Source organism: uncultured Treponema sp., from assembly GCF_946187725.1.
GTDB lineage: Bacteria > Spirochaetota > Spirochaetia > Treponematales > Treponemataceae > Treponema_D.
Genome location: NZ_CAMHSK010000050.1, coordinates 1 through 16,555, shown reverse-complemented (window position 1 = coordinate 16,555; position 16,555 = coordinate 1). Strand labels below are relative to the sequence as shown.

Sequence of the window (16,555 nt, the reverse complement as noted above, 5' to 3'; positions counted from 1 at the left end):
CGTGTTTAATTTCAAAAATATTTTCAATCATTTCAAGACGAGTATATCACAAAAAATTCGACAAATTCAATAAAGCGTTGTATTCTGAAAAGGACAATGACAAAAATAGGAGGCTTTTAATGTCAAAAACAGCAATTATCACAGGCGGATCTCGTGGTATCGGACAGGCAATGAGCGAAAAACTCGGCGAACTCGGATACAATGTAGTTATCAATTACAGAAGCGACTCTTCAAAGGCACTTTCTGAAAAAATCGCAACTGATCTTGAAAGCAAATACAAAGTCGGAACACTTGTTGTCAAAGCAGATGTCAGCAAATACGAAGACTGCGAAAAGCTCGTAAAAGCAACCGTAGAAAAATTCGGTGATAACATCGATGTTCTCGTAAACAATGCAGGAATCACAAACAACAGCAACTGGATTGACATCACACATGAAGCTTATGAACAGGTAATCGGAACAAATCTCATGAGCGCGCTTCACATGACACATCTGGTTCTTCCGCACATGATTAATCATTCCTCAAAGGATTCACAGTGCGTAATCGTAAATACATCTTCTGTAGGCGGCATGACAGGCGTAATCAATCAGGCAGATTACTGTGCTTCAAAATCAGGTCTCATTGGTTTGACACGTGCCCTTGCCCTTGAATTTGCAGGCCGTGGAGTGCGTGTAAATGCAATCGCACCAGGCATGATTATGACCGATATGCTCCGTGGAGTTAATCAGAACGAACTCAACGCGCTCGCCGCAACAATCCCAGAAGGCTACATCGGCGATGTTTCTGATATTGCAGGTGCTCTGGCATACATTCTCACAGCCCCATATCTTACAGGACAAATAATCTCACCAAACGGCGGATTCGTACTCCAGTAACAGACCGTTAAATTCCTTCCTTTTGCAACAGCGAAAGGAAGGATTGGATTTGCTAAACAAAGTTGTTAAATCTGAGGGGGCATCATGGCAGCAGAAGCTACGCTAAACAAAATAAGCCAAGAACGCTGGCGCTGGATAATTCAGGGGCAGATTGAAGGCCGTGAACGCGATATTCTCTCAGGATACCTTGCAGCAGAAGCAAAGGGCGAAAAAAAGCTTTAATCGAGAATGCAAAGAACCTGCTCTTAGAAACGGATTTACCTGTAGAAAAAATTGCAAAATGCTGTTCTCTGCCACTGGAGCAAGTAATTTCGCTCAAAGACGAACTTACAAAGGGAGATAAAAAAGATTAGGACATAGAAGGGGGAAGTCTCCGTCTTTCCCCTTCTATTTCCGTCAATTTGTAGCAATTTTAATCTTCTTTTCTCTAATATTTTACAAAATCCTGTAGTAAAATCAATTATAGATAATTTGTTTTATTCCCTTTCTATTCCCTTTTGTGCTGCTTCCATATCGCTCATCATATCAAGGATAATCTGCTGTTTGTTCGGCGGCAACATTTGCCACCTTGTACCAACAGAAGCACCTTCCGGCGTGAGTGTTTGCGCTCTTAATAAATCTACAAGGGAGTTTACAACGGCTTGTTGAGCTTGCGAAAGTTCCTGCAATCTTCCGGGCAATTTTTCGTTTCCGGGCTTCAATCCGACATCTTCACCCAATACAAGATAGTCCACAGGAACATCAAGAATCTTTGCAATTTTTACGGCGACATCGGCGCGTGGTATTCTGTCGTTGTCTTTCCATGACGACATACCTGTACGAGATATACCAACGGCATCGGCAATGTCAGCCTTATTCTTGCCTTTTTCGGCTATAAGGCGTTCAAATCTATCGTTGAAGTTTTCCATTCTGCTAATATTATCGTCAATTTTACGCAAATATTCAATATTTCGACCAAAATTAAGTATAAAACAGTAAATTATAGTCCTTTTATTCTGTATTTCGGACTATCTGCAATATTTAGTATTTCAACAAGGTTTTAATACGATTTATCATTGACACAATACGATAGCAAGTATTATTATACTAAATATCAACAAGCCTCTTAGAGGTTATCGTTGGGTTTTTCTTCTGCCCCTTGCTTGGGTCAGAGCTTGCAAGGGGTTTCTTTTTTGAAGAAAAACGATAAGGCATTTTTGGAATTATCTGGCTTTTCCAAAACTGCTTTATGCAGACTTAGGGCTTTGTGCCGCGTAGTATTGCCAGAATACGAAACGGTTTCAAAGCCCTTCTTTTTTGGTGAGGTGTTTCCATGAGAACATTCCCGAAATGCGATTCAAAATCCGTTGAAAAGATTATTGAACACGCAATTAAAAACATCTGCACTGACGGCATTAAGAATTCTGACAGCTCTACATTTATCTTTCAAGAAGAAAAAGTAATCTGCACTTTCAACTTGCTGGATAAATCCGGCTTCAAGAACCGATTGCTTAACAGTTGCTATTATCTGTCTTTGACTTTTTGCGGTATCACAAAAGACGGCAAAAGTTATATTCAGCCGTTCGACCACAAAAGAGCGGCAAAAATTATCAAGGCATTTTTCCCGAAAACAAATCTTGTCTGGGAACACGCCCCTTTCACAAAAGAAGGGGCTGCCGCTTACACACATCATTTCTATCTGTTCGTTTCAATTCCTTACGGAAGAACACCTGTAATTCTGCAGGCGGACGACATGAAAGAATTGATTGAAAACAAATATATCCTGTATGAAGGGGGAAAATAAACATGAAAATTGCATTGCTCGCACAGCAGATTGAGGATTTGGGAGCGGAAATTTTGAATATTTCCAAAAAGAAAACTTTTGACGGAAATGTTTATACCGTTGATATTGCTGAACCGGGGATTCGTGAAGAACAGGAAGAAAAGGTTGAATCACGAAAAGTTGAATACGCTGAAATAATGTCTATCGCCCACCCCGGCGTTTATTCTACAACAATTTTTCAAATGCTCCGCAAATGGTGTAACAACGGCGAAGCTGATAAATATGTAACAGCGGGTCAGCAGATTCTTATTCCGCATTTCAAAGTTCCAGCCGTCAAAGATTGTGAAGGTGAAGAATTTGACGAAATTGACCTTGAAAATGTTGTCATTACCGCCGTTCATGTTGAGCCGCGCCGTGTAGTTTTCAACTTTGAGGATATTCTTTTCAGACATGATGTTGATTATGAAGAATCCGGCAAGCCGTTTGAAGAAACACCGCTCGGCGTTTACCTTGCTGAACACTTTGCAAAAGCTCTCAAAGAATACACAGGAAAAGTCAATGTTTCCCTGCTCTCAAAAGACAATGTTTTCAATGAGGACAGCAAGGATTTTATGCCGTACTTCAAGGCGATTAAAAACAGAATCAAAGTTCTTGCTTTTGATAATGATACTTGGTGGTGGTGGCTGAAAACGCCTCATGCGTCGAACTCCACCTACTTCTGCGATGTCGGCCGCCGTGGTGGTAGCGCCAGCGATGCGGGTTATACTGATGGCGGCGTTGCGCCCGATTTCGAGTTTACCGCTGATAGCGAGTAAACTCATATCTTGAAATCTCCCGGCGTAATGCCGGGAAGAAAGGGAGTGTGACGCATGAAAATTAAAAAGTTTACAGTCGGTTATATATTCGGTTGTTTTGCCGTTGAATTTGTACAGATGAATATAAACAACAGGGCTTTAGAAGTATTCCTGCTGATTTGCCTTAACATTGCCGGAATGTTTATTTCAGACGCGCTTTGCAAGGATTAAACTATGGAAATCGTTATATCTATTGTGCTTGTTATTTTAATCGGCGGACTAGCCGCAAGTGCCGTATATTTGAATCTGTTTGACCGTGAAAACGAAAACAAGGAAGATGAAATTGAATAAAATTATCTACATCAGCGGGAAAATTACAGGTGATGAAAACTATGTAAAAAAGTTTGCCGAAGCCGAAAGAATACTTACAGAAAAAGGCTTTAAAGTCATAAATCCCTGCAAAATCGGCGAGTATGAATTCTTTTCATACGAGCAATTTTTACATATCGACTTCGCGCTTATAGATTGCTGTGACGCTCTCTTCATGCTTCCAGATTGGCGCAATTCAAAAGGCGCAATCAGAGAATGGCACTATGCACAGGCACACGGAAAAACAATCATCTTCCAGAGAGAATTAAGCGAGATTGAAAAGAAGATTGTTAAACAATCTCCGTTCCTGTAGTCTTATCAATAACCCTTAATTCAGCGTTAAGGGTTTCTAAAATCTTCTCCAAATCAGAAACTTTCATATCGTTTCGGTAGAGCTTGTTAAAAAGATTCTGCTTTGAATTTCCCATTGTTACGGATAATTCCGCGATAGTCGTATTGCGCTTTACACACAATATCTTGATTATTTCGCTTATGTTCATATCGCAATATTAAACCCTTTACTTTAATAAATCAATATAAAAATTGAATATTTACACCAATTTATTTCTTTTTGCTTGACTTATTAAACTAGATAGTTTAATATAATGGTGTAGGGTAATTGAAACCTTGCAAGGAGATAACTATGGGTATCAATTCGGAAAGAAGCAAAGAAATTCGAGAGAGAATCAAGAAAGAGCTGGGGTACAATTCAAGACAAGTTGGCGTAAGAAGCGGTGATTGCGGCTATTCAGATTACACCAGAATTACGGTAAAAGACCTTTCATGTGACTTTGAAGCGATTGAGAAAATCGCAAAGAGTTTTCAGTCAATCCGCTATGACGAATACAACGGCGAAATTCTTTCTGGCGCAAACACCTACATCAATGTTGAATACGATTGGGAGATTCTGAACGAAGCTGAAAAGACAGAGCTTGAAAATGCTGAAAAGGCTCTGAAAGAGGCAGACGCAGGAAATCAGACCTTCTTCACGGATAAGAAAGAAACACGCTATGTAATCATTCCTACAATGCAGAGAAGGTACGACAGAAACGGTGAAATTAAAGATTGCCGTGAATATGTCGTTGCAGCTTTCAAAAAAGATAAGGGGTACGGCGACAATCTCAGTCACCCCGGAAGTTTTGAACAGGTAAAATGGACTGTTGCGAGGATTCTCGCAATCGAAAAAGCAAGAGCGGCTTAAAAACAATCGCGCCGGGCGTTATCCCGGCAAGGAGCGCAATATGTTAGACACTGTAAGAGTGACATTCGATAACGGCGAAACAATGACAACAGATTACAATGCAGCCGTAGGACGCGAGGGTATCGCTAAATATTACATGGGTAATTGGTTTAATCTTGGTGTCGTATCTGACGATATGCACAAAGTCGTAAAGGTTGAATTCCCGGAGGCATGACATGAAGCTGAACCGCAACTATGACAAATGGGAAGAATGGCAGAAAATCGCCTACCCGCTTTGTCACGACAAGAAAGAGCTTGAACGCTATGAGCTGATTGAAGAAATAAGAATCGGAAAAAATTATATCTTTCTGATTGATATTCCAGAACTTCCGAACCGTGGATTTATGCGGCTTTTTCTGAACGGTCACAATTTTCAGAGTGGCGGAACAATCGAGTACGGAAAGAAACGACTTGCACAATTCGTCGAAGGAATCAGAAACAAAACATTGCGCGTACCATACGATACACCTTTATATTACGACTGAAAACATGGCTTGCTACAATCGGCAAGCCTTTTTTATTGCCCGGAAACATAGCGATTATGGGAAAATCGCACAAAATCAGAGTGATTATTGCTTAATTACATAATTTTCTTATTGACAAATTACGCTATATAGCAATATTATTGTTTTAGAGTTGCTTATTTAAGCAACTCAGCAAATAGAACGGTTTAGAAAATATCTTGCCTTTTCTAAACCGCTTTATGCGGTGTGTCGTGCAAACGACATTTTAAGCCGTCTGTAGAGGCAAGAATACAGACGGCTTTCTTTTTTTTAGAGGAGAAAAACACAATGCCTAGAACAACAAAAAAGAATGTTCTTGTTCCAGAGAATCAGACAGAACAGGAAAAAGAAACTGTAGTTCAGCCGGAACTTACGGCAGAAGAGCCAAAGAACGAAATCGCAATCTTGCCGATTGAATCATTGAATTTCGTTGCCGATATGAAAATCGGAACTCTGACAACAAACGCAAGGATTATTAGGGATTCAATCAAAGCCCTTACAGATAACTTCTCAATCGAAGAATACATCGGAAACCCGAAAAAAGCCGCCGACCGCAAGGCAAAATTAAACACACTCGCAAAGCAGATGAATGACGCTCGTATCGCCTATGAAAAGGAATGGATGCAGCCCTTCAACGGATTCAAAGACCTTGTAAGCGAATCAGTAAACCTTGTCAAAAGCTGCACAATCCAGCTTGACGGCGTTGTTAAGGAAGAAGAGCGAAGAGAGAAAGAAGCAAAACGCGCCGAAATTGTCGACATCTGGAAAGTGTACGACTTCAATCTTGTTCCGCTTGAAAGAATCTTCAACGATAAATGGCTTAACAAATCATACAAAACAAAACAGATTCACGATGATATAGCGCACATCATCGACCGCATAACAGGCGACTTACAGAGCCTTGAACAGTTCGGAGAGGACACCGCGACACTCAAAGAATTGTATCTTACCACACTTGATTTACAGGCAACCTTGCGCCGTGGTGCTGAACTCCGGGAGAACAGAAAACGCCTGCAGGCAGAAGAAGAACGCAAAGCCCAGCTTGAAGCCGAAAGACAGACAGCCTTAATGCAGAGGGCAAACGAGCCGGAACAGCCACAAAGAGTAGAAACAACAGTAAACACAGAAGCCCCGACATACAATGTTGATTTCAGCACACACGAAGTAACAGAAGTTCAGCCGGAACAGCCAAAACAGCCGATAGAAAAACTCTTTGATTTCTATGTGACAATGCCTATTGCAACACTCGCTAAACAATGCGGAATTGAATCAGAGCCTATCCTTATGAGAGCCACAATGCAGCAGATGAAAGATTTCCGCTCTGCAATGGAATCAAACGGCTTTGTTTACGAAAAATCATCATACAAGGGCTATCTGCTTCTTGATGTTCATGTAAAAGGAAGTAAATAGCAATGCAAAATTCTTTATTTGACTTTCCACAAATCCAGATTGACAAACCTATCCGCCTTATTGAACTTTTTGGCGGCATAGGCTCACAGGCAATGGCTCTGCGCAATATCGGAGCAGACTTCGAGCATTACAGGCTCGTGGAGTTCGACAAATACGCGGTGGCAAGCTATAACGCAATTCACGGTACGGATTTTGAGACCACCGATATTTGCAATGTTCACGGAGCAGATTTAGGAATTGTCGAAAAAGATAAGTATTGCTATATCCTCACCTACTCTTTTCCTTGTACAGACCTTTCTGTAGCCGGGCTGATGAAAGGAATGTCAAAATCAGATTGGGAAGCCGGACATAGTACACACTCTGGCTTGCTTTGGGAAGTCGAGCGGATTTTGGGCGAGCTGCAAAAACAGGACTTGCCGCAAGTCCTGTTAATGGAGAATGTGCCACAAGTTCATGCAGAGCAGAACAAAGCCGACTTTGAGAATTGGCTTTCATTTTTAAGAAAGAAAGGTTATCAGAATTTCTATCAAGACTTAAATGCAAGAGATTACGGAATTCCCCAAAACAGAGAAAGGTGTTTTTGTGTGTCTGTTCTTGCAGATGATTTCATTGATTTTGAATTTCCGAATCAGATACCGCTTAAAACCGTAATGAAAGATTATCTTGAAGAAAATGTTGATGATAAATACTACATCAATAACGAAAAAGCAGAAAAACTGATTCAGCAGCTTCTAAAAAACGGAACTATCGGAACAGAAACAATCAACACTAACGGCAAGGATTTTGTAGAAAAAACAGATGTCGCAACGACATTGTGCGTGAGAATCTCAAAAGGTTTTTCTGAATCATTTCAAGCTATGAGTGGTGTTTGTGAACAGAGAACAGAGAACAGAGAACAGAGAACAGAGAACAGAGAACAGAGAACAGAGAATTATGCGAACCATTGATTTGTGTGTCAAGAACCCAAGAGAAATTACAGTCGCAAACTGCATTAAAGCAAGGTACGACTGCGGAATCTCAAACCTGCAAGCAGACGGTAGCGGTGTTGTTGAATACACAGAGAATAGAAAGAACGACTGATATTGCGGCTTGCCTAATGGCTCGTGACTACAAAGGCTTAGGGAAAATTCAATTAGGAAACGGAGTTTTGGAATGGGAAAAATAAAAATAATCGGTGAACTTGACTTGAAGAGAGAACAAGACCGCCGAGTTTACGAAACAAATGGAATTGCTCCTACTCTTAGAGCCGAAAATCACGATGTAAAAATTCTTGTGGGGATTATAAAAAATATGGGTGGATATAGCTATGACAAGACAAGACAAGACAAGACAAGACAAGACAAGACAAGACAAGACAAGACAAGTATTCATGCTGTGCTTCTTCTTGTCAAGTATCAGAAGTAAAGCGGCTTGGTAATTTATACGGAGAAAACAGAGGTACAGGCTTTGCAGGCAATGTATGGGATAAAAACAATCTTTGCCCAACCATTACGACAATGCAGGGCGGCGGAAGAGAACCTATGATTATAGATGATGTAGAAGAAGCAAAGAAATATAGAATCAGAAAATTAACACCAAGAGAATGTTGGCGGCTTATGGCTTTTTCTGATGAAGATTTTGATAAGGCTGAAAAAGTTGTAAGTAACACGCAACTGTATAAGCAAGCTGGAAATTCAATCTGTGTTTGTGTCTTAATGGCAATCTTTTCACAGATGAACATAAAAGGCGTAAAGCCTTGGAATGAGAGGAACTAAAACAAAATGGACTTTGACACGCTCATACATTGCGACTGCATAGAATACATGAAGAATATGCCTAAGAATTCCGTAGACCTCACCCTTACCGACATACCGTACTGCGAAGTTAATACCAATATCGGACATAATGGCATGGATAGAAGGAATCTGGATAAAGGCGATGCAGACACAAAGACATTCGAGCTGTCAGAGTTTTTGCCGCTCGTTGACAAAGTAACAAAAGGCTCAATCGTCATATTCTGCGGAATAGAACAGCTTGCGCAAATCTTCACATACTTCAAGAAAAAAAAATACCCTACACGCCATTTAGTATGGGCTAAGACAAATCCAAGCGTAATGAACGGCGAAAAAGAATACCTTAATTCAGTAGAAAACGCCGTATGGACTAAAAAGCCCGGCGCATATTTCGGCGGCTTCTGTATTCCTTCCGTGCTTACATATCCGCAAGGAACAGGAAAACTCCACCCGACAGAAAAGAATCACGACTTATTAAGGCAGCTTATCATAGAAAACTCACGACCTAATCAGACAGTCTTTGACCCTTGCGCCGGGAGCGGCTCAACGCTCTTAGTCGCCGGAAACGAAAGCAGACACTTTCTAGGCTGTGAGCTTCGGGGAAAATACTTTATTCCAGCCATTGAACGGCTTAAAAGCGAGGGCGGTTTTTGTCCTTCTCTTTTCGATGAATCAGAACTTATCGAAGAAAACAAACAGATTAAAATGCAATCACTTTTTGAGGGGGCAGAATAGAAATGACATTCGGACAGTATTATATAGCACAATTTAAGGAAATTCCCAATGTTTGGAAAATTGCCAAACGCTTCAATAAAAAATGGGCTTTCTTAGGCACTGTATCGCTTCTTCTAGTGCCGACCTATATTTACATGATGTATCTGTATGATACCGGGAAAATGCAGGTAGACACACGATATATGAAACAGAAGCCTATCAAGAAATACTGCGGGCGTTGCAAAAAGGAAATCAAGGATAGTTCCACACTGTTCTTGAATCTTGATATAAGGGGAGCTTCAAACTGCAATATGAGCCTGTGTGAATCATGCGCAAACGACTTCGCATTATTCACCTTCGGAAACATCGTTGACTATAACCACAAAATACCAGAACGACAGGAGAAACAGAAAAATGAAACAGAATAATGTAAAAGACTTTATCAACCGTGTACAGGAAACAGAAATCGAAATCAAAGTGAAAGACGGCAAGATTGAAAAGAACTTTGCAAAAGGTACAGCCGGAAGCATTGCCTTTCTTTTCACCGATATTTACGCCCGGCTTATAATCGGCGTTTTCGGCAAAACTTCAAAGAAAGACGCTCTTGAAGCGATGAACAAAATTCAAGAAAACGCAACGGCAAGAGTAAAGGAATTCTTTGAGAAGAAGAAGTCGTGATTTCTCACGACCTCTTCTATTTTACAAAATTTAAAAATTGCTTGCTATCGCAAGTTCCCGGCTTGTTGAAACAGTCCTGTCCTCAAATTTACCGTCGCATGAGCAGAAAAGAGCGTCAATCGTTTCAATCTTCGCTTGATTCTCCTTCATTCGGCAAAGGGCATTGAACAAAGCCGGGTTTTCCTTCTTCATGTCGTTGTTGATTACATCACGCTCGTCAAAAAATGAATTGAACGCATCCCATTCTTCGTTGGAAAGATTCTGCACTTTTAGTGCTGTTCCGTAAATTTCGCCTATAGTCATATCGTTATCTCCTCTTAAAAATGTATCGTTGGGTTGTTCTTTTAGTCCGTCAGAGTGGACTTGCTGCGGTAATTCCTCGGCTTTCTGCGCTCGCCGAAAGTCCTTTCCTGCGCTATGCAGTTGTCAAAAGTTCCCTCCCCCTTCAAGTAGGAGAGCTTCATCATGCCAAATGTCGTAACCTTGCATTGTTCCCCGGCGTGTCCGTTCTGCGCCGTGATAATGCGATTTACCAACATTCCGCTTTCTATTCCCCTCTGGGTTGCCGTCCAACCGTCACCGCCACGCATGATATAGCCGTTATCAAAGAACCATTTGATAAGTGATTTCTGCGGCGTAAGCCCCAAGAGCTTCGCAACATCACGGAAAGACTTTTCCTTGCTTCGCTGCTTCATATCCCCGGCGTAAGTTTCCCAAGAATCGGCGGACGGCTTCATCTGCGCTATCTGCCTGTTCTTTTCCTCAATCTGCTTTGCTTGATTTGCCGCAATCTGCAAGGCTTCCGCATAAGTTTTCGGTACATTGTAGCCGCCTGTCTTTCTGATTGACGGCAAGACTTCACTTGTTACCCAATGCTTGAATTTCTTTGCGGATTCCAGCTTTGAGCCAAGAATGAGCGAATACAAGCCGCTTTCGTTGATAACGATTGCCTTACTTTTGTAATTAGAACCACTCCCCTGTATTAGGGTAGAGGTTTTATCGTCATTTTCAACATGATTAGAGATTGCATTTTCGGGTTTTGCATACCCTAAAGACAATGCAACATCTCTACCGACAAACCACGGCTCGCCGTTAATTACGACAGTCCGCACATTTCCGAATTCAGCACTGTTGAATGTCATTACATCATTCTGTGCTAAACCAACGGCATTTTCAGCCGATAAACTAATTGGGTTTTGCATAAAAGCTCCTTGTGATTTTAGGCAGTAGGTTTGCAGACTTGAACACCTAAAATCACTTGTTTTATTAAAATTGCCATACGGCTATTTTATATTATTATTATTATTCCATTTAGAAATCTTTGTCAATATTTTCTTTCAGAATAATTTCTTTTTGGCTATTTTTCACTTGTCTTTTTTCCTAAAAAATACGATAATAGCAATGTAATACGAATATGAGTACAGAAGATGAAATCAAAGCCTTTTATGAGCGAGTTAAGGCAAAGTGCAAGGAAAAAGGAATCTCACAGATAGAACTTTGCGAATCATGCAGAATAAACTTGCAATCGCACCGAGGTAGGATTTCCAAAAATGTTGCCCCAGATGTATTTGATGCTTGTAAAATTGCAGAACGGCTTGAAACTTCCGTTGAATATCTTGCTACAGGCAAAGAAAAAAACATCTATAAAGAAAAATACGACAATCTGAGAGATAGCATAGATAATTTCATTGAGAATATAAAAGAAAAATAGAACTTCACAAATTTGAAAGAAGAAGAAGGGTTAAAAAGGTTTGACAAAATACCAAAAGTGTTGTATAAAATAAATAGGTTGGGTCGCTTCCATGAAAACATCTGTTTTCGGGTATGCCGTGGCTGCGTGCTTCGGTGAAGATTAAAAGTTCCCGATATAGTGTTGCTATGGGATTCACTCCCTTAATGTTCCAAGGTCGGGGCTTTCGGTTTATTCCGTGTTACCTAGGCGGGCAAGCAACTTTTTATTACGGCTCTTAAAGAGCCGTTTTTTTATTTTATCTTCAAGAATTTATTTTCACCACTGATATATAAATATACTTCATCTGCATTTGAATTTTTTGCAACAGCTTCTTTGAGGTTTCTCATTTGCATGGGAGAAACAAAGCCTTTTACGGAAATAAAACAATTTTTAGCTTGCTCGGTGCTTCTGTTATATTGCCTTGTAATGTCGTTTTCAGTGTCCTTTAGTTCAAGAAAATCTCTTTTCCCATCTTTCTTGAAAAAGGTGTCTGCCTTTTTTCCTTTCGTATATTTTTCATCAAGCAAATAAACATCAAAACCTTTATCTGAAAGAATCTTACACATTTCAATTTCTGTTTTGTATCTTCCATTCTTGATTGCTTCAAATTTTCGTTTAGAAACATGAAACCCGTGATATTCCTCGTATTCCTCTTTTTCCAAATAATCCAACAATTCCTTCCGCTCTTCTTCGGTAAGTTCCATTACTCCCTTTTCTGTGAATCGTCCGTGTTCATCTCTTGGGTGCAATGAAGATTGAAAAGCCTTTTGTACAGTTCCGCTATCATTAAAAAGCACATAAACCCTCGGTTTCTCAAATTCCCCGAAATCTCTTTCAAATTGCTCTATCAATGACTTCTTCATAACAAGTAACATTTACGAAGCCTCCGTTAAAATCCTAGTTTCTCTTAATCTTTTATCCACATTACTACGACAATCAGAATATGGAAGTAAAAACCTATTACAAAGACGGTCGCAAACAATGGAGATGTTATTGCGACACCTGTAAGGCTCTTGTTGGCGATACAGCTCCGGGAGAATATCATTTGCCGCGCTCTAACGAGCTAGAAAACATCTGCCCTTTTTGTGGCAAGTCACTTACAATCGAGGATAACTCCGCTAATCAAGCGGAAATTCCTGTGAAACAATAAGATTTGTAATCAGTTCGGGCTTGCCGTCTTTGCCGTTAATAACCTCTGGATTGTAAGCCCTTACTACTGTATAACCATTCTCATTCAAGATTTTCTCAATCTTTGCGGCGTTTTCTTCTGCTGCCTTGCGGAATTTCATATAGTTGTCAAAATCAGCCTTTGTCATAACATACCCCTTTACACAATTATATCATATTGTAGTAATTTTCACCACAATTATTACAATTTGTAGTAAATACCTTTTTATTTGCGAATTTGCACAAATTTGTGTATAATTAAGTTGTGAGGTGAGAATATGAAAAGATTTGTTTTATCTTTTTTTCTGCTTTTTGCCGGGCTTTCAGTTTTTGCACAAAGTTATGATGATTGGAATAAACTGTTTACAGAGTATAAAGGTGATTCTGTAAAAGATACTTATAAAGTCCTTGAAATGTATCTTCCGTATGATAAAGACAAGGAAGAAATGAATTTTATCTTTTCCCTTTTAATCATCAAGAACGAACAAGGAAATAATGCTTCCATTGAAGATAAGATGTATTACAATCAGTGTTTTACGAGTGCTGAAAATCAATATCCAAAAATTCAAGAAAATGCTGCAATTTTTATCAGTTTCCTAAATCAGAATAAATTGAATATTTATAATATTTCTGATTTGAACCGCTACGATTTGTCAAAAGAATACAAACAAGTTTCTGTAAGAGAATTACAACTATTACCTTCCAGATTCAAAAATCAAAAAATATGTTTTGAAGCCAGATATGAAAATACAGATATGGGATATGCAAATTTTGTGTACTATGATTCTGTTGATTCTCAATTCAAGAATATCGGTGTAAAATATACAGATGAAGCCGCCGAATTGCTATTAAACATCAAAAAAGAGCGATTTAATAGCAATAATTACTACAATTTATACGGAACTGTAGAAGGTAGCTTCTTTGTAATAGAATATCTGGAACACATCTAATTATTGCTGAACATTGATATTTATGCTCATTGCTTCCATAGCGTCCTTTAACATCTGACCGTTTGAAGTCTGCTGCTTGATTGCTGTAAGAATTGAAGTCAACAAAGCTGTAACTTCTGTAGAATTGAGAGAACCGTCAGTCTTAAACCTGTCAAAAGTTGTAACCAGATATGGATTTGTCTTTTTTAACTGACTGATAACTTTGTCAACTGTTGTTCCTGTATCAGAAGCGACACCTTCCATAAGTGGTGCAGCTTCATTTTCGAGAAAATCATCAAGAGAGTAAGGGCTTGCATAACCAAACCAATTTTTTCTTGTTGGACTGCTTGCCGGAACTTTATATTTAAAATTATTTGGCAGATTGCTATATGGCGACAAAATAGATTTATCACCTACACCAAACTGTTTATTCTGTATTGCTTTCAAAATGTCGTCCATAGACATATCAGCAAAAGAATTAGCAACACCGCTTGTATCAAGATTTTCGACATCTTGTGTAGAAAGTACAGAAATAGAATCAAGTATTTTAACGGCGGTTTCTGCGTCCTTTCCTTCTGCTGTTTTGAATCTGTTTTTGAGTTTTTTATACGCCGCGCTGTCAGCCCTTCCAGCGGTTGTGCTGAAATTATTTCTTTCTGAATATAAATCACCCATGACAGAATCAAAATCCATTTCATTTAGATTTCGTTTCTTGTCGTTTTCTTCTTTCTTTGTTCCGTTCTTTGCTTTTATCTCATTAAGAATATTCTGCGCTGTTGTAAGACCTGTAGAAGCAATTTTTTGAACATCAGTCTTAATATCCTCTATAGTTTTTTGTGCCTGCGTTTCTTTCGTAATCATTGCAGGGTCGCTTTGAATGTTCTTAATGTCAGTATCGGTTATTTTCCCATTTACAGCCCATGTTTTCATCATCTGGACTGCGCCTGTATTGTTCAAGCCCCACATTTGAGAAAGCATAGTTGCGGCACTCATAACATCGCCTGTTAAAGTTCCGTCTTTACCATAACCGATATTAAACTGCTTTGATAAAGCGTCCATAGTACCGCCGACAGTTTCAGCTTTCAAGCCTTTTTCCATTGCCATAAAGGTGTCAAGCGGTGTGCCTGTATAGAGAGATAAGCCCTTTTTGTCTTTTCCAATATCAAAAGTGCCTACATAAGCGTCAAAACCTTCTTTCGTCTTTCCGATAAGGCTCTGTGCAACTTGAAAGTTCATCACGGCTGCAACAGAATCAAGATTTGTAGAGTTTTCAATAGATGAGTTTATCCCGGAAATCTTTCTGGCTGCGTTTTCACCGCTCCACATTGCGTTATTGCCTGTGAGTTTAGAGAAAAAAGACATATTTCTTGCGACTTCATCAGCCCCATAAACAAAGCCCTTAGAAATTCCTTCTTCCATTACGCCCTGCATACCACGCAAGAATTCCGAAAGCTGCCCCTTCTCCATTCCGCTTGCGGTTAATCCGCCGTAAGCAATACCGAGAGCGTTTGTAGCACCGTTTGCGCCACCATAGCGTGAAGCATAACCTACAAAGTCAATAAGCTCACTTCTTCCCGCTCCTGTCGCTCTCTGCCATTTGAGAATTGAATTTGCGTCAACTTCTGCGTTTTCGCTTTTATATCCATACTGCGCAAGCTGATTCTTTACTTCAACACCTTCATTTGTGCTATAACCTGTTCCACCTCTGGAAACAAGGTCAGCCATACGCGCATAACTGTCTGCAATTTTGCGTGAATTCTCTATTGCGTTACCTTGATTAAGGTTTCCGTACATACTTAGAGAATCCATTGTTGGAGTTGCCTCTTTAATCCAGCCGTTCAACTCCGTAACTGCCCGGCGTTGTTCGTTTGTGTCAAAAACCTGTATTCCGCTTTTAATCATACCACCAAGCAGCGGAATCTTAGTCCACCATGAGTTTTCTTTTTCTGTAATATTTGCGTTAATCACATCGCCGTTAAGATACTGCCCTTCTGCTGCAATATCCGTTTGAGTTTTCCCGGAATAAGTCTTTAATCCCATGTCTACGGCTTTTACAACGCCTGCAGCAATCGCCCCACCTATTCCAAGTTTACCGAGAAAACCTAACTGACCGCCACCAAAAAAGCGTTTTAACAAATCTGTAGCGACATTTCCGCCAGATTTATCTTTCTCTAACCTGTTAATTTCATCGGATAAACTTCTTTTAACTTCTTCAAGTTTCAGAACAGTGTTTGCCATAGAACCGTATTCATGCGGATTTGCGACAGCATCAATTTTTTTCATTTTTTCCAAAAGTTCATCGGCTTCTTTGTTCACTAAATTAAACTGATTCTTCAACCTGTCAATGTTTGCTTGTTTCAGAACATCTGCTGGTGACTTTCCTTTTTTTATGCCCTGTTGCAAATCTCCAATATTGATTGAATTCTGTTGCTTGAAAATTTCATCAAGTTGCTTTTGAACTTCATTTTTATCGACTTCGACTTTTATTTCAAACGGATTTGTGTTTTGAATTGCTCCCTGTTGCGGATTCTGAATCTGTGCTACCTGCTGATTGACATTTTGAGCGGGCGTATTTTGCGGATTCTGAATCTGTGCTACCTGCTGATTGAC

At 39.7% G+C, this 16,555-nt stretch carries 25 protein-coding genes and 1 pseudogene; 19 read left to right on the top strand and 7 right to left on the bottom strand.

The features are described 5' to 3' along the window. The first annotated feature begins 119 nt into the window (after positions 1-119). Positions 120-875, top strand: coding sequence for an SDR family NAD(P)-dependent oxidoreductase (locus tag Q0Q74_RS12945; RefSeq protein ID WP_294431490.1), 756 nt, complete (start codon positions 120-122; stop codon positions 873-875). An 84-nt stretch (positions 876-959) separates the two neighbouring features. Beyond that, positions 960-1,097 (top strand): hypothetical protein, encoded by a 138-nt coding sequence (locus Q0Q74_RS12940; protein WP_294431487.1) that lies wholly within the window; start codon positions 960-962, stop codon positions 1,095-1,097. 254 nt (positions 1,098-1,351) lie between these two features. On the opposite strand, the gene Q0Q74_RS12935 is transcribed toward Q0Q74_RS12940, so the two are convergent. Further along, positions 1,352-1,783 (bottom strand): helix-turn-helix transcriptional regulator, encoded by a 432-nt coding sequence (locus Q0Q74_RS12935; RefSeq protein WP_294431486.1) that lies wholly within the window; start codon positions 1,781-1,783, stop codon positions 1,352-1,354. Between the two features lie 404 nt (positions 1,784-2,187). On the opposite strand from Q0Q74_RS12935, the gene Q0Q74_RS12930 reads away from it, so the two are divergent. The 4 genes from Q0Q74_RS12930 (at position 2,188) to Q0Q74_RS12915 (ending at position 4,113) form a co-directional block, all read left to right on the top strand. Beyond that, complete coding sequence (locus Q0Q74_RS12930; RefSeq protein WP_294431485.1) at positions 2,188-2,658, top strand: hypothetical protein; 471 nt, start codon at positions 2,188-2,190, stop codon at positions 2,656-2,658. 2 nt (positions 2,659-2,660) lie between these two features. Next, positions 2,661-3,452, top strand: coding sequence for a DUF6273 domain-containing protein (locus tag Q0Q74_RS12925; RefSeq protein ID WP_294431483.1), 792 nt, complete (start codon positions 2,661-2,663; stop codon positions 3,450-3,452). Positions 3,453-3,506: 54 nt separating this feature from the next. After that, entirely contained in the window at positions 3,507-3,662 is a 156-nt protein-coding gene (locus Q0Q74_RS12920) for a hypothetical protein (RefSeq protein WP_294431480.1), read from the top strand. 112 nt (positions 3,663-3,774) lie between these two features. Further along, positions 3,775-4,113, top strand: coding sequence for a DUF4406 domain-containing protein (locus tag Q0Q74_RS12915; RefSeq protein ID WP_294431478.1), 339 nt, complete (start codon positions 3,775-3,777; stop codon positions 4,111-4,113). On the opposite strand, the gene Q0Q74_RS12910 is transcribed toward Q0Q74_RS12915, so the two are convergent. After that, positions 4,091-4,300: a hypothetical protein gene (locus Q0Q74_RS12910; RefSeq protein ID WP_294431477.1), complete on the bottom strand. Its 210-nt coding sequence runs from the start codon at positions 4,298-4,300 to the stop codon at positions 4,091-4,093. The genes Q0Q74_RS12915 and Q0Q74_RS12910 overlap by 23 nt on opposite strands. A gap of 143 nt (positions 4,301-4,443) precedes the next feature. Between Q0Q74_RS12910 and Q0Q74_RS12905 the strand changes: the two genes are divergently transcribed. The 11 genes and pseudogenes from Q0Q74_RS12905 (at position 4,444) to Q0Q74_RS12855 (ending at position 10,117) form a co-directional block, all read left to right on the top strand. Next, positions 4,444-5,001, top strand: a complete 558-nt coding sequence (locus tag Q0Q74_RS12905; RefSeq protein ID WP_294431474.1) for a hypothetical protein — start codon at positions 4,444-4,446, stop codon at positions 4,999-5,001. A 40-nt stretch (positions 5,002-5,041) separates the two neighbouring features. Next, entirely contained in the window at positions 5,042-5,215 is a 174-nt protein-coding gene (locus Q0Q74_RS12900; RefSeq protein ID WP_294431473.1) for a hypothetical protein, read from the top strand. Position 5,216: 1 nt separating this feature from the next. Next, on the top strand, positions 5,217-5,525 hold the full coding sequence (locus tag Q0Q74_RS12895; protein WP_294431472.1) for a hypothetical protein: 309 nt from the start codon (positions 5,217-5,219) through the stop codon (positions 5,523-5,525). A 306-nt stretch (positions 5,526-5,831) separates the two neighbouring features. After that, entirely contained in the window at positions 5,832-6,953 is a 1,122-nt protein-coding gene (locus tag Q0Q74_RS12890) for a DUF1351 domain-containing protein (RefSeq protein ID WP_294431471.1), read from the top strand. Between the two features lie 2 nt (positions 6,954-6,955). After that, the gene (gene dcm, locus Q0Q74_RS12885) at positions 6,956-7,900 is read left to right on the top strand and encodes a DNA (cytosine-5-)-methyltransferase (protein WP_294431469.1); all 945 of its coding nucleotides are present in this window, start codon (positions 6,956-6,958) and stop codon (positions 7,898-7,900) included. Continuing rightward, the gene (locus Q0Q74_RS12880) at positions 7,887-8,033 is read left to right on the top strand and encodes a hypothetical protein (RefSeq protein WP_294431468.1); all 147 of its coding nucleotides are present in this window, start codon (positions 7,887-7,889) and stop codon (positions 8,031-8,033) included. Before dcm ends, Q0Q74_RS12880 begins: the two co-directional genes overlap by 14 nt. A 72-nt stretch (positions 8,034-8,105) precedes the next feature. Beyond that, positions 8,106-8,357: a hypothetical protein gene (locus tag Q0Q74_RS12875; protein ID WP_294431467.1), complete on the top strand. Its 252-nt coding sequence runs from the start codon at positions 8,106-8,108 to the stop codon at positions 8,355-8,357. Continuing rightward, a pseudogene (locus Q0Q74_RS12870) lies at positions 8,357-8,707 on the top strand (DNA cytosine methyltransferase); the annotation flags it as partial. The gene Q0Q74_RS12875 and the pseudogene Q0Q74_RS12870, both read left to right, overlap by 1 nt. A 6-nt stretch (positions 8,708-8,713) precedes the next feature. Beyond that, complete coding sequence (locus Q0Q74_RS12865) at positions 8,714-9,460, top strand: DNA methyltransferase (protein ID WP_294431463.1); 747 nt, start codon at positions 8,714-8,716, stop codon at positions 9,458-9,460. A 2-nt stretch (positions 9,461-9,462) separates the two neighbouring features. After that, on the top strand, positions 9,463-9,867 hold the full coding sequence (locus tag Q0Q74_RS12860) for a hypothetical protein (protein WP_294431462.1): 405 nt from the start codon (positions 9,463-9,465) through the stop codon (positions 9,865-9,867). Beyond that, positions 9,854-10,117: a hypothetical protein gene (locus Q0Q74_RS12855; RefSeq protein ID WP_294431461.1), complete on the top strand. Its 264-nt coding sequence runs from the start codon at positions 9,854-9,856 to the stop codon at positions 10,115-10,117. Before Q0Q74_RS12860 ends, Q0Q74_RS12855 begins: the two co-directional genes overlap by 14 nt. A 30-nt stretch (positions 10,118-10,147) precedes the next feature. Here Q0Q74_RS12855 and Q0Q74_RS12850 read toward each other — a convergent pair whose 3' ends face one another. Next, positions 10,148-10,420, bottom strand: coding sequence for a hypothetical protein (locus Q0Q74_RS12850; protein WP_294431460.1), 273 nt, complete (start codon positions 10,418-10,420; stop codon positions 10,148-10,150). 41 nt (positions 10,421-10,461) lie between these two features. Continuing rightward, on the bottom strand, positions 10,462-11,319 hold the full coding sequence (locus Q0Q74_RS12845; RefSeq protein WP_294431459.1) for a BRO family protein: 858 nt from the start codon (positions 11,317-11,319) through the stop codon (positions 10,462-10,464). A 212-nt stretch (positions 11,320-11,531) separates the two neighbouring features. Here Q0Q74_RS12845 and Q0Q74_RS12840 point away from each other — a divergent pair, with 212 nt between their 5' ends. Further along, positions 11,532-11,828, top strand: coding sequence for a helix-turn-helix domain-containing protein (locus Q0Q74_RS12840; protein ID WP_294431457.1), 297 nt, complete (start codon positions 11,532-11,534; stop codon positions 11,826-11,828). A gap of 272 nt (positions 11,829-12,100) precedes the next feature. On the opposite strand, the gene Q0Q74_RS12835 is transcribed toward Q0Q74_RS12840, so the two are convergent. Together Q0Q74_RS12835 and Q0Q74_RS12830 are read right to left on the bottom strand one after the other, a co-directional pair. Continuing rightward, entirely contained in the window at positions 12,101-12,724 is a 624-nt protein-coding gene (locus Q0Q74_RS12835) for a hypothetical protein (RefSeq protein WP_294431456.1), read from the bottom strand. 243 nt (positions 12,725-12,967) lie between these two features. After that, a complete protein-coding gene (locus Q0Q74_RS12830; RefSeq protein ID WP_294431455.1) occupies positions 12,968-13,165 on the bottom strand; it encodes a hypothetical protein in 198 nt (65 codons plus the stop codon). Positions 13,166-13,294: 129 nt separating this feature from the next. Here Q0Q74_RS12830 and Q0Q74_RS12825 point away from each other — a divergent pair, with 129 nt between their 5' ends. After that, the gene (locus Q0Q74_RS12825; RefSeq protein ID WP_294431453.1) at positions 13,295-13,966 is read left to right on the top strand and encodes a hypothetical protein; all 672 of its coding nucleotides are present in this window, start codon (positions 13,295-13,297) and stop codon (positions 13,964-13,966) included. Here the strand turns inward: Q0Q74_RS12825 and Q0Q74_RS12820 are convergent. Further along, positions 13,967-16,555 (bottom strand): hypothetical protein (locus tag Q0Q74_RS12820; protein WP_294431452.1); only part of this gene is annotated, 2,589 nt, incomplete at its 5' end.